The sequence below is a fragment of the Lysinibacillus sp. FW12 genome, assembly GCF_050817245.1.
Taxonomy (GTDB): domain Bacteria; phylum Bacillota; class Bacilli; order Bacillales_A; family Planococcaceae; genus Lysinibacillus; species Lysinibacillus irui.
Genome location: NZ_CP139094.1, coordinates 3,583,030 through 3,596,553, shown reverse-complemented (window position 1 = coordinate 3,596,553; position 13,524 = coordinate 3,583,030). Strand labels below are relative to the sequence as shown.

General features: G+C 37.6%; 13 protein-coding genes. All 13 read left to right on the top strand.

What is annotated here, in order from left to right:
- Window positions 1-27: 27 nt before the first annotated feature.
- Window positions 28-1,248: an amidohydrolase gene (locus SJW71_RS18625; protein WP_431811334.1), complete on the top strand. Its 1,221-nt coding sequence runs from the start codon at window positions 28-30 to the stop codon at window positions 1,246-1,248.
- Window positions 1,249-1,947: 699 nt separating this feature from the next.
- Window positions 1,948-2,718 carry a FliA/WhiG family RNA polymerase sigma factor gene (locus SJW71_RS18620; protein WP_274795990.1) on the top strand — a complete coding sequence of 257 codons (771 nt, stop codon included), beginning with the start codon at window positions 1,948-1,950 and terminating at the stop codon, window positions 2,716-2,718.
- Window positions 2,719-2,741: 23 nt separating this feature from the next.
- Entirely contained in the window at window positions 2,742-3,050 is a 309-nt protein-coding gene (locus SJW71_RS18615; protein WP_431811333.1) for an RNA polymerase subunit sigma, read from the top strand.
- A 9-nt stretch (window positions 3,051-3,059) separates the two neighbouring features.
- Window positions 3,060-3,638, top strand: coding sequence for a hypothetical protein (locus SJW71_RS18610; RefSeq protein WP_431811332.1), 579 nt, complete (start codon window positions 3,060-3,062; stop codon window positions 3,636-3,638).
- Window positions 3,639-3,794: 156 nt separating this feature from the next.
- Window positions 3,795-4,514, top strand: coding sequence for a 30S ribosomal protein S2 (gene rpsB / locus SJW71_RS18605; RefSeq protein WP_274795993.1), 720 nt, complete (start codon window positions 3,795-3,797; stop codon window positions 4,512-4,514).
- Window positions 4,515-4,612: 98 nt separating this feature from the next.
- Window positions 4,613-5,500 (top strand): translation elongation factor Ts, encoded by an 888-nt coding sequence (gene tsf / locus SJW71_RS18600; protein ID WP_274795994.1) that lies wholly within the window; start codon window positions 4,613-4,615, stop codon window positions 5,498-5,500.
- A 216-nt stretch (window positions 5,501-5,716) separates the two neighbouring features.
- On the top strand, window positions 5,717-6,442 hold the full coding sequence (gene pyrH, locus SJW71_RS18595; RefSeq protein ID WP_274795995.1) for a UMP kinase: 726 nt from the start codon (window positions 5,717-5,719) through the stop codon (window positions 6,440-6,442).
- Complete coding sequence (gene frr / locus SJW71_RS18590; protein WP_274795996.1) at window positions 6,442-6,999, top strand: ribosome recycling factor; 558 nt, start codon at window positions 6,442-6,444, stop codon at window positions 6,997-6,999. The genes pyrH and frr overlap by 1 nt, the downstream gene beginning before the upstream one ends.
- Before the next feature lie 296 nt (window positions 7,000-7,295).
- Entirely contained in the window at window positions 7,296-8,090 is a 795-nt protein-coding gene (locus SJW71_RS18585; RefSeq protein WP_274795997.1) for an isoprenyl transferase, read from the top strand.
- Window positions 8,087-8,887: a phosphatidate cytidylyltransferase gene (locus tag SJW71_RS18580; protein WP_274795998.1), complete on the top strand. Its 801-nt coding sequence runs from the start codon at window positions 8,087-8,089 to the stop codon at window positions 8,885-8,887. Before SJW71_RS18585 ends, SJW71_RS18580 begins: the two co-directional genes overlap by 4 nt.
- A 61-nt stretch (window positions 8,888-8,948) precedes the next feature.
- Window positions 8,949-10,094, top strand: a complete 1,146-nt coding sequence (gene dxr, locus SJW71_RS18575; RefSeq protein WP_274795999.1) for a 1-deoxy-D-xylulose-5-phosphate reductoisomerase — start codon at window positions 8,949-8,951, stop codon at window positions 10,092-10,094.
- A 46-nt stretch (window positions 10,095-10,140) separates the two neighbouring features.
- The gene (rseP, locus tag SJW71_RS18570; RefSeq protein WP_274796001.1) at window positions 10,141-11,406 is read left to right on the top strand and encodes an RIP metalloprotease RseP; all 1,266 of its coding nucleotides are present in this window, start codon (window positions 10,141-10,143) and stop codon (window positions 11,404-11,406) included.
- A gap of 149 nt (window positions 11,407-11,555) precedes the next feature.
- Window positions 11,556-13,262: a proline--tRNA ligase gene (locus SJW71_RS18565; protein ID WP_274796003.1), complete on the top strand. Its 1,707-nt coding sequence runs from the start codon at window positions 11,556-11,558 to the stop codon at window positions 13,260-13,262.
- The last annotated feature ends 262 nt before the right edge of the window (window positions 13,263-13,524 follow it).

Sequence of the window (13,524 nt, the reverse complement as noted above, 5' to 3'; positions counted from 1 at the left end):
TTTTGAAAAAGAAGGGATCGTTATAGAATGAATTCTACTTTCTGGTTAACTAATGTACGTCTTGAAACGGGTTATCAAATTGAAAATGGAATGGTTTGCAAGACAAATACGGCTTGTTCTCATCTCTTAATCAAAGATGGAAAAATCGCAGAAATAGTTTCTGCTGATAGTCGATTACATGATGATTTCCCGAAAAACGATATGAAACAATTATTAGCACTACCTTCATTTATAGAAAAACATTGTCATCTGGACAAAACACTCTTAAGCGATCAATGGCGCGCAGTCACACCTGCTAACAATATTTTTGAACGCTTTGAGATTGAAAAAGAGGTGCTGCCAACATTGCGCACAACCACACAACAACGTGCAGAGGAGCTACTGGCTCGTTATGTGCAAGCCGGCGTGACACATGTCCGTACGCATGTGGATTTATATCCTGAGGTAGGCTTGAAAAATTTAGAGGAAGTTCAAAAAGCTTTAAATACATTTGAAGGAAAGCTGTCCTATGAAATCGTTGCCTTTCCACAACATGGGCTCTTACGAACGAAGGCAGCAAATTTAGTAAGAGAGGCCCTTCATATGGGTGTCGACCTTGTAGGAGGGGTTGATCCTGCTACAGTTGATGGTGATATTGAAGCCTCTCTACAACAAATGGTGGAACTAGCTGTTGAAGGAAATGTAGGGATTGATTTGCATTTACATGATCCAGATCAACTGGGGACATTTACAATGAAACGATTAGCCCAATTGACTAAAGAAGCTGGTTTACAAGGCAAGGTAGCGATTAGTCATGCATTTGGATTAGGAGATGTTTCTAAAGCCGAGGCAGAAGAAATGGCAGATATTTTATGTGATGCGGGCATCACGATTGTGACAAGTGTTCCTTTACGTAGAAAATTCCCACCTGTTGGTTTATTACACAGTAAAGGAGTACCTGTTGCGATTGGTTGTGACAATATCTTTGATGTTTGGTCACCATTTGGTAATGGGGATTTATTAGAACGAGCAGGCCGTTTGGCAAAAAGTTCAGGATGGGGAAATGAGCGCTCATTAGCACAAACGCTCCATTTTATTACAGGAGGAAAAACACCGCTTAATCAAGCTGGCGAACAAGTATGGCCAAAAGTAGGAGATAGCGCGAACATGGTATTAGTTGAGGCTTCTTGCTCTGCTGAAGCAATAGCCCGCAGATCTCGCCGCATGGCCACTATTTTCAATGGTAATATTGTTTCCAATACAATTTAACATTTGATGATGGGATGGCACACCTAAATTCCAGTAAAATAGCCATCCCTTACTTATTTGTTCTTAATATTTTAATAGTTTGTAGGACAAGGTGGAAAAACATGTAGGGCTCTACATTTTGGATAAATGCTCTATTAGAAAGGGCTCTCACTATGAGAATAGCTTAGCAATCGAGACTATTACAGAAAAGGTACATCTATTAATTGACAATGGCTTAATTACTTCTATTGTTCCTGTTACTACGCCATATTGTAATATTTAGAGAATATACGTTGAAACTTATCAAACTTTTAGCAATCATACCGTTTATTGGACTTCTTGTTGTCGTACCATTTGTTAATAGAGTAGAGCCATTTATTTTAGGACTGCCTTTCTAAAATTAAAGTTTAATCATTTCATCAGAATAAGAACTGTATCCAACACGTTCATCATAACGAGGATACAGTTTTTCTATGTAAATAAAAACTAAAGGAATATATTAGAGACTAAGAGAAACAAATGAAATTATAGTCGATTCTTGTTATAATATAGGAAAGATGGCAACAGCTTATTGATTTTTTTGCTTTTCGGGGTTCACGTCTAGATTAACTTTAATGTGGATTTAAAAACCGAGAAATCCTGTTGAATGAAAAATTTTAGGAGCGCATGTAGTCAGTGGCAAACGGGCGTGTAAAAGCGTTTTTTAGAGAGGTGGATTTCATGACACAACCAATTCTGAACGATGAGCAAAAACTATGGAATCGATGGATACATGAGCGTGATCCAGATGCTGGTGATTTACTTATAAAAAAATATATTTCTTTAGTGTCTTATCATGTCCAACGTATTGGTGCTGGTTTACCAAAGAGCGTTTCACGAGATGATTTAACGAGTTTAGGTATGGTAGGACTTTTTGATGCTTTAAATAAGTTTGATATCAACAGAGATTTAAAATTTGATACATATGCTTCGTTTCGAGTGAGAGGAGCAATCATAGATGGTCTACGTAAGGAAGACTGGTTACCGCGTTCTGCGCGTGAAAAGGCCAAAAAATTAGATGCTCAAATTGAGCGATTAGAACAAAAATATATGCGTCATGTAACACCTGAGGAACTTGCGGAGCATATGAATGTACCAATTGAAGATGTTTATCAGACGGTGCAGGAGCACTTTTTTTCCAATGTTCTTTCCATTAATGAACAACAAGATCAGGAAGAAGTAGAAGGTAAGTCATTTGTTATTCGGGATGATACGACAAAAACACCCGAACAAACTGTTATTAAAGCAGAGTTGCTAGAAGATTTGGCTGAAAATATTCAAAAGCTCAATGAAAAAGAACAACTTGTACTTAGTCTATTTTACACAGAGGAATTAACATTGACTGAAATTGGTGAAATGCTTGAGCTATCAACATCACGTATTTCTCAAATTCATTCAAAAGCGCTATTAAAGCTAAGAAAGCTATTATCTAGTGAAATGATTAATGCGTAAATATCCTTAGGGGAGAGATTCCAATGAGTTTAAAAGGTGTCGAATTGCAAATTGCTATTCCAAAAACATTTGAAGCTGGAAAAATCGCAGATCAGGCTCAGCAACAAGTATCAGCCCAACAAGCACATGCAAATGAAGCATTAAAAAAGGAAGTAGAACGCAAGCAGAAAATTGTCAATACATCAGAAGGTATGGACGAAATTAGTGAGGATGAAGATGCAGGTGGGGAATATTTAAAGGGTATTAATAAAAAGAAGAAAAAGAAACGGGATCAACAAGAAAAACAGGCAAAGCATCCGTTTAAAGGCAATTTCGTGGATTTCAGTGGATAGGAGTTTACAATGACAACCATACTAATAGCGGTACTATTCTTTTTACAGTTACTTTCATTTTACTTCCTTATTATTTTAAATACAAAGCTAGCAAAGTTTAAAGATTTGGAAAAGAAACAAGAACGCCTAATGCGGGAAATGGACGATACGATTAGTGTCTATTTAACTGAAATGAAAGATGAAAATGATCGTCTTATTAAAGAATTACAAAATGTTTCTCAACCAGAAGTAGCAGCGGGTACCATGCTGCAAGAAGAACATATTAGAGCACCAAAGGAAAGGGCATCTTCACCAGCAGTACAAGAGAATCATAGTGATAGTTCTCTAAATTTAGATAAAGAATCTCGTAGCTATGTGCCTAAAAATGTTGTAGCGAATGCTTATTCCCGTCAGCAGCATACAAGTTCAAAAAGGATGCAATCAGCCTCGCCACCAAAAGTAGAGGAGCATAAGAAACTTGAAAAAGTACTGACAGTGGAACAACAAGCTTTAGAATTAGCAAAGCAGGGTAAATCAACAGAGGAAATAGCGAAACAACTACAAAAGGGCAAAACAGAAATCGAGCTTTTACTGAAATTTCACTACTAAATTGTTGCGAATCAGTTAAAGCTATGATATAGTTGCAAATGGTGTTATTACTACACACGCATTTTGATGTAGTAAGTGGTGCTCTAAGCTTAGGGTAGCTTGTTGCAGATGATAAATGCGGAGGATAAAAACCAAACATACTAGGAGGAAATTCACATGTCAGTAATTTCTATGAAACAATTACTTGAAGCTGGTGTACATTTCGGTCACCAAACTCGTCGTTGGAACCCAAAAATGAAGAAATATATCTTCGTTGAACGTAACGGGATCTACATCATCGACTTACAAAAAACTGTTAAAAAATTAGAGGAAGCTTATGACTTCATGCGTCAAGTTGGTCAAGACGGTGGTAAAGTTCTTTTCGTTGGTACGAAAAAACAAGCACAAGAAGCGATCAAAGACGAAGCTGAACGTTCAGGCAACTACTACATCAACCAACGTTGGTTAGGTGGTACTCTTACAAACTTCGGTACAATTCAAAAACGTGTTGCACGTATGAAAGAAATCGAAAAAATGGAAGAAGAAGGAACTTTCGAAGTTCTTCCTAAAAAAGAAGTAATCCAACTTAAAAAAGAACACGAACGTCTAATCAAATTCTTAGGCGGTATCCGTGATATGCACGATCTTCCAGACGTAATGTTCGTGGTTGACCCACGTAAAGAACGTATTGCGGTTGCTGAAGCTCGTAAATTAAACATCCCTCTAGTAGGTATTGTTGATACTAACTGTGATCCAGATGAAATCGACTACGTAATCCCTGCTAACGATGATGCTATTCGCGCTGTTAAACTTTTAACTGCAAAAATGGCTGACGCTTTAATCGAGTCAAAACAAGGTGAAGAAGAAGCTCCAGCTGTAGAAGCTGCTGCTGAGTAATTCACGTTTACAAAAAGGTGATAAGTGGCTCAAAACCCTTATCACCTTTTTTAGAACCTATCATTAATAGTTCAACCAATTTGAGGAGGAAACACTAAATGGCAAACATTACTGCACAATTAGTAAAAGAATTACGCGAAAAAACTGGCGCTGGTATGATGGATTGTAAAAAAGCGTTAGTACAAACTGATGGCGACTTAGAAGCTGCAATCGACTTCCTACGTGAAAAAGGTCTTTCTTCAGCTGCTAAGAAAGCTGACCGTATCGCTGCTGAGGGTACAACTTACATTTTAGAACAAGGTAATGAAGCAATTATCCTAGAAGTAAATGCTGAAACTGACTTTGTTGCTAAAAACGAAAAATTCCAAGTATTAGTTGCTTCTTTAGCAGAGCAATTACTTGCTGCTAAACCAGCATCAGTAGAAGCTGCATTAGAACTTGTAAATGCTGAAGGTGTAAAAATTGAAGATCAAATTTCTACAGCTGTTGCAACAATTGGTGAAAAAATTACACTTCGTCGTTTCGAAATCAAAACTAAATCTGATGCAGATGCATTCGGTTCTTACTTACACATGGGCGGCCGTATTGGTGTATTAGTAACTTTAGAAGGTTCTACTGATGCAGCAGCTGCTAAAGATGTTGCTATGCACATCGCAGCAATCAACCCAACTTATGTTTCTCGTGATGAAGTTTCAGCTGAAGAAGTTGAACGTGAGCGTAAAGTATTAACTGAACAAGCTCTTAACGAAGGTAAACCAGAAAACATCGTTGCTAAAATGGTTGAAGGTCGTCTTGGTAAATATTTCGAAGATGTTTGCTTACTTGATCAAACATTCGTTAAAAACTCAGATCAAAAAGTACGTGACTTCGTAGCTTCTACTGGTGGTTCTGTAAACGGCTTCGTACGTTACGCTGTAGGTGAAGGTATCGAAAAACGTGAAGATAACTTCGCAGAAGAAGTAATGAGCCAAGTTAAAGGTAACTAATTTAGCTTGCATTTGATACTAATCAAATAATATCTAGATTTTCTAGACAAAAAATGGGGAACACAACATAGCGTGTTCCCTATTTTTCCGAAATGCAAGAAAAAAATGCATATAATTTTCTATTCTGCCTTATTCACAACTAGCAATTATTGTTAGATATACTATAATGGAAAAGAGAATAGAGAGGTTTTAAATAAAGTCTTACGGAGGTTTACAATGAGTGTGCCGCAATATAAACGAGTAGTTATTAAATTAAGTGGTGAAGCGTTAGCTGGAGAAGCGGGCTTCGGTTTATCACCAAAAATAATCAAGGCTGTTGCAGAAGAAGTAAAAGAAGTAGTAGATCTTGATGTAGAAGTTGCTGTTGTTGTTGGTGGCGGTAATATATGGCGTGGGAAAATTGGTAGTGAAATGGGAATGGATCGTGCAGCAGCCGACTATATGGGGATGTTAGCAACAGTCATGAACTCTCTTGCTCTACAAGATGCTCTTGAAAAATTAGGCATTGAAACACGTGTTCAATCTTCTATCGTGATGACACAAGTAGCAGAGCCATACATTCGTCGTAAAGCAGTTAGACATTTAGAGAAAAAACGTGTTGTAATCTTTGCAGCAGGGACAGGTAATCCGTTCTTCTCTACTGATACGACGGCCGCATTACGCGCAGCAGAAATTGATGCAGATGCGATTTTAATGGCTAAAAACAATGTCGATGGCGTTTATTCGGCAGATCCAAAAGTGGATGAGACAGCCATTAAATATGATACACTCACATACTTAGACGTTATCCAACAAGGCTTACAAGTAATGGATTCAACGGCTTCAACTTTATGTATGGATAACGATATCCCGCTAATTGTTTTCTCAATTACGGAGCCAGGTAACATTAAACGTGCTGTACAAGGTGAAAAAATCGGAACAGTTGTTAGGAGGAATGCATAATGACTAAACAAGTATTAGAACAAGCAAAAGAAAAAATGAATAAAACAATCGCAGCTTTCACACGTGAACTAGCATCTATTCGTGCAGGCCGTGCAAACGCATCTTTATTAGATCGTATTATGGTTGACTATTATGGTGCACCAACACCAATTAATCAACTTGGTGGTGTATCAATACCGGAAGCTCGTTTATTAGTAATTACACCTTACGATAAAACAATTCTAGGTGATATTGAAAAAGCAATTATGAAATCAGATATCGGTATCACACCAACAAATGATGGTTCTGTTATTCGTTTAATGATTCCAGCTCTAACGGAAGAACGTCGTAAGGAGCTAGTAAAGCAAGTGAAAAAAGAAGCGGAAGATGCAAAAATCGCTGTACGTAATGTTCGACGTGATGCAAATGATGATTTGAAAAAACTTGAAAAAGCTGGCGAAATCACAGAAGATGATCTACGAGGCTACGGTGATGATATCCAAAAGTTAACAGATGAATTCATTGTGAAAGTAGATCAAGTAGCGAAAGATAAAGAAAAAGAAATTTTAGAGGTGTAAACGACACGATTTACATGTCTTGATGGAACTTTTTGAGGAGATGAAGGCGTCCTATACATAACAGGACGTCTTTTCTCTTTATTGTTCATAGCGATGTGCTGATAAAGAAATTTAGAAAAGATCATTTATGACACAATCATCAAATTTTTAACAAACTCATTCTTTAATATGTGTATAGTTCTAAAATAAGCTAGTACATACATAGTCAATTTAGAGGGGAAAAAAAAGACAAAAAGCGCTTTTGTTTGTTATGATAGGTTAGTATACGTCCGATTAGTTGTAGTGGGGGAGTTAGCATGTTTAAAAAGCTATTAGGTAAACAAATAAATATGGATACACTATCATTGGAGGAGCGTGTGGACCTTGCTAAAAGCGAGCCGATTCCTGCCCATGTAGCGATTATTATGGACGGAAATGGACGTTGGGCGAAAAAACGAGCGATGCCACGTGTTGCTGGTCATCATGAAGGAATGAAGACAGTACGTAAGGTAACAAGATTTGCGTCAGACCTAGGTATTAAAGTCTTAACCGTATATGCATTTTCTACGGAGAATTGGAAGCGACCAAAGCCAGAGGTGGATTTTCTTATGCGACTACCAGTTGAGTTTTTAGGTTCCTTTCTACCAGAAATGATGGAGCGTAATGTACGTGTCGAAATGATTGGAGACCCATCTTTATTGCCTGCCCATACGCAAAAAGCATTGTATGAGGCAATGGAAGAAACGAAACATAATACAGGGCTTATCTTAAATTTTGCGCTAAATTATGGCAGTCGTTCTGAAATGGTCAATGCCATGAAAATGATGCTTCAAAAAGTGCAGGACGGTCATTTAACGATGCAAGACATAACAGAAGATTGCTTAACCTCTCATTTGATGACGGCTCATCTGCCTGAACCAGATCTATTAATTCGTACAAGTGGTGAAGTACGATTAAGTAACTTTATGTTATGGCAGCTCGCCTATACAGAATTTTGGTTTACAGATACATTGTGGCCAGATTTTAGCGAGGAAAACTTACTGGAAGCGGTCGAAAACTATCAGAAACGTAATCGCCGTTACGGTGGGTTGAAGGGAGAAGAAACAACTTGAAACAACGAATTATCACGGCAATAATTGCAGCAGCACTTTTCATACCATTCGTTATTTATGGTAAAGTACCGTTCACAATTCTTGTGCTTGCAATGGCTATTGTTGGTTTTTATGAAATATTAAAAATGAAAGGTATCTCCATTTTTTCTGTACCAGGTTTCTTAGGTTTAGTAACCTTAATTTTGCTTGTCATTCCGGGGAACTGGAGTGACAAGCTTGTAGAGACTATTGGCTATTCGTCTAATTTAATGGTAGTCTATGGCTTAATGATGCTACTACTTATTTACGTGGTCCTTGTAAAAAATAAAATCACTTTCGACGAAGTTGGCTTTATTTTATTAGGTGCATTTTATGTAGGGTTAGGATTCCATTATTTAATTGAAACAAGAAATGTTGGATTAGAGTATGTTGTCTATTGTTTATTAGTTGTATGGACAACAGATTCAGGTGCCTATTTTGTAGGACGAAAACTAGGTAAAAATAAGTTATGGCCAGAAATCTCACCAAAGAAAACAATTGAAGGTTTTATAGGTGGCATTGTTATTGCAGTCATATTTGCAATTGGTATGCAACTTATCTATCCATTTGCAAATGGTTATATCTCACTTGTCTTTGTCACGATTTTTGCCTCCATTATTGGTCAAATGGGCGATCTGGTAGAATCGGCTATCAAGCGTCATTTTGATGTAAAGGATTCAGGTAATATTTTACCAGGGCATGGTGGAATTTTAGATCGCTTTGATAGTCTACTATTTGTCGTGCCTCTGCTCCATTTTTTACATTTGTTCAATAATTAATCATTACGTCGAGACATCTTGTGAAATCATTTGCTTAGATAGAAAAAGGGGACAACTTGTTGTGAAAAAAATTAGTTTATTGGGTGCAACTGGTTCAATCGGTTGGCAAACCTACGATATTTTAAAAGATCAACGTGATGCCTTTCAATTAGTGGCATTTTCATCAGGAAGAAACATTGAAAAAACTAGAGAAATGATTGAAACATTAAAGCCTGAGCTAGTGTCTGTGCAGCTTGAAGAAGACGCATGTTCACTTGCAAAGGAGTATCCTCAAATCCAGTTTACATTTGGGGCAAAAGGACTTGTTGAAGTTGCGACACATCCGGAGTCCACAGTTCTAGTCAATGCAGTGCTTGGAAGTGTGGGACTAGAATCAACATTAGCAGCTATTCGTATGGGAAAAACAATTGCTATTGCTAATAAAGAAACACTTGTAACGGCTGGTCATTTAGTGATGGCAGAAGCTAAAAAACACAAAGCAACTATTTTACCTGTTGATAGTGAGCACTCTGCAATTTTCCAATCAATGAATGGAGAAAACCCTAAAAATATTGAACGTCTAATTATTACGGCTTCAGGTGGTAGCTTCCGTGATAAGACTCGAGATCAATTAAAGCATGTTACGGTTGCTGATGCACTAAATCATCCGAATTGGTCTATGGGTGCAAAGATTACCATTGATTCCGCAACAATGATGAATAAAGGGTTAGAAGTCATCGAAGCACATGTATTATTTGATATGCCGTATGATAAAATCGATGTACTTTTGCATAGAGAAAGTATTATTCACTCTCTAGTTGAGTATCATGATACTAGTGTCATTGCTCAGTTAGGCACACCAGATATGCGAGTACCAATCCAATATGCTTTAAGCTACCCAGATCGTATACCGTTACATAATGGTCAGCGGCTAAATTTAGCACAAATTGGTCAGCTCCATTTTCAAGAGATGGACTTTGAGCGTTACCCAGCTTTGCGTTTAGCGTATGAGGCTGGACGTATGGGTGGTACTATTTTAACAGCAATGAATGCAGCAAACGAAGCAGCAGTTGCAGCCTTTTTACAAGGAAAAATCACATTCCTTGAAATTGATGAGACGATTGAACGTGTGATGCAAGCGCATCAAAACATTGCAGTACCAGATCTACAAACAATTTTACATGTGGACAGTGAGACAAGAAAAATAGTGTTAGACATGGTAAAATAACGAGAGCAATGTATCGTTAACTAATCGCTATTAAAGGTGGGGTATTATGCAAACAGCCATTGCATTTATATTAATATTTGGTATGCTCGTCTTCTTCCATGAACTTGGACATTTCTTATTCGCTAAACGTGCAGGTATCTTAGTACGTGAATTTGCCATCGGAATGGGTCCCAAAATTTATGGGAAAACGCATGGAGAAACAATGTATACTATTCGTTTATTGCCTATCGGAGGATACGTACGTATGGCCGGCGAGGATATGGATGGTACTGAATTACAGCCAGGCTACCGAATAGGACTCATTGTAAATGAGGATAATATTGTTAAAAAAATTATTTTCAATCAAAATAATAAGCAGCTACCAGATTTATTATTTTTAGAAGTTGAGCGTGCTGATTTAGAGAAGGACTTGTTTGTAGAGGGCTATGATGAAGAAGAGCGCCTAGTTCGCTATCAAGTAGCAAGAGATTGTGTTCTCGTGGAAAATGGTCGTGAACTGGTCATTGCACCGCATGATCGTCAGTTTAATGCAAAAACAGTTGGTCAACGAGCGATGACAATCTTTGCTGGTCCATTGTTTAACTTTATTTTGGCATTTGTTATTTACTTAGTGATTGGATTAATCCATGGTGTCCCAACATACGAGCCTATCATCACTGAAGTAGTTGAAAATGATCCTGCTGCACAGGCAGGAATGCTTGCAGGGGATAAAGTAACGGCCATTAATGGACAAGTTGTTGAAAAATGGCAGGATTTAGCTGCCATCGTTCAAGACCATCCGAACGAAGATATTAAGGTGACTGTTGATCGAAATGGACAATCTGTTAACTTGAATATGACAGTAAAAGAAGTCCAACAACAAGATGGCGAAAAATATGGACAAATTGGTGTTCGTTATGAAAGCCCAAGAGAATTTAATCCATTAAAAGCTGTTGTATATGGAGCTCAAGAAACTTATAATATGACCGTTAAAATTTTTGAACTGCTAGGTATGCTGATTACAGGTAAGTTTACCATTGATGCACTTTCAGGTCCGGTAGGTATTTATAAAGCAACTGAGCAAGTAGCCCAGTATGGTATTATGAACTTAATGAATTGGGCAGCCATGCTAAGTATTAACTTAGGGATTATGAACCTACTCCCATTACCTGCACTTGACGGTGGTCGTTTATTATTCTTTGGCTTTGAAGCTTTACGTGGAAAACCAATTGACCGTCAAAAAGAGGGAATTGTTCATTTTGTAGGAATCGTGCTACTAATGATCTTAATGGTGGTCGTTACATGGAACGATATACAAAGATTCTTCTTTTAATATTGATTAGCTATTCCGATAAATTACAGTTAAATGAAGTTTGATTTTCTAGCTTTGAGCGCATTTTCTATGAAACATTGCGCTCAAAGCTAAATTTGTTTATGCTATTGAGAGTATAAACTTATCTATTGAAAAAGGTGGAACACTGAATGAAGCAAAGTAAAACATTTATCCCAACGTTACGTGAAGTACCTGCTGATGCTGAGGTAAAGTCACATAAGCAATTACTACGTGCAGGGTTTATTCGTCAAAATACAAGTGGGGTATACTCGTATTTACCGCTTGCAAAACGTGTCTTAACAAAAATTGAAACAATTATTCGTGAAGAAATGGAAGCGATCAATTCAATTGAGCTTTTAATGCCATCACTACAATCTGCAGAGCTTTGGCAGGAGTCAGGTCGCTGGGAAAAGTACGGTCCAGAATTAATGCGCTTAAAAGATCGTCATGATCGTGATTTCGCCTTAGGACCAACACATGAAGAAGTGATTACCACTTTAGTGCGTGATGAAATTAAATCCTATAAAAAATTACCGTTAACATTGTATCAAATTCAAACAAAGTTCCGTGATGAAAAACGTCCTCGCTTTGGCTTACTACGAGGAAGAGAGTTTATTATGAAAGATGCTTATTCTTTCCATGCATCACGAGAAAGCTTAGATGAAACGTATGAAGATATGTATCGTGCATATTCTAATATTTTCTCTCGTTTAGGCTTAAACTACCGTGCTGTTATTGCAGATGCGGGATCTATCGGTGGGAAAGGCACACATGAATTTATGGTGCTTTCTGAAATTGGAGAAGATACGATTGCCTATTCAGATTCATCTGATTATGCGGCTAATATCGAAATGGCTGAAGTAATTGTCAACTATCAACCTTCTGATGAGGCTTTAAAAGAAGTTGAAAAAGTAGCTACCCCAGATCAAAAAACAATTGAAGAAGTATCAGCATTCTTAAAAGTAGAGCCTGCCAATGTCATTAAATCTTTAGTTTTTGACGTGGATGGAGAGCTTGTTGTGGTCCTAGCGCGTGGGGATCATGAAATCAATGATATTAAATTGAAAAATGCACTTGAAGCAGGCTCTGTGGAACTAGCAAGTGAAGCAGCAATTCGTGACTTATTAGGCTGTGGCGTGGGTTCAATTGGACCTGTGAAATTACCTGTCGATGTAAAAGTAGTTGCAGATCATGCGATTAAATCAATTCGTAATGGTATTGCAGGTGCAAATGAGGATGGATTCCATTTAGTAAATGTCAACCCAGAGCGCGATTTTGCTGTGAATGATTACTTAGATATTCGCTTTATTCAAGAGGGAGACCCTTCTCCAGACGGACAAGGTATTATCAAATTTGCGGAAGGTATTGAAGTTGGTCATATTTTCAAATTAGGTACTACATACTCTGCTAAAATGAATGGTACTTTCTTAGACGAGCAAGGGAAGGCCCAACCATTTATTATGGGTTGCTATGGTATTGGTGTTTCTCGTATTTTAGCTGCTGTAGCTGAGCACTTCCAAGATGAAAATGGCTTTACATGGCCAGCACAATTAGCACCATACGATATTCATGTTGTTCCTGTTAATACGAAAGATGAGGCACAGGTTGCTTTAGCAGATGAGCTATACGGCTTATTAAAATCATATCGTTATGATGTTCTTTTAGATGATCGTGCTGAGCGTGCGGGTGTAAAATTTGCTGATGCTGATTTAATTGGTTTACCTGTTCGTGTAACAGTTGGTAAAAAAGCAACTGAAGGTATTGTAGAAGTGAAATTCCGTCAAACAGGTGAAACGTTTGAATGGAAAAAAGAAGAAGTAATTGATCACTTAAACGAATTTTTCCGTAAAAATTAATGGTTTATTACTGGGCGGTTATAATTGGAAGTCAATGCTTTTGATAGAGGCTTTCGTATAATTTTGATAAGATAGATATAAATAAATTCGCGACACTTCTGCGGGACAGTGAGCCAAGCAAAATAGAACAGATGGTACAAACTCTGTTAAGCTTGAAGAGCGCCCGCAGTGAGGGAGCGAATTTTTTTCTTGAATTCTCGTCATGTGTTAAGGCGAAATAGAAGATGAGGCTTTATGGACTGCCTCTTTCTGAAAGTAGGTG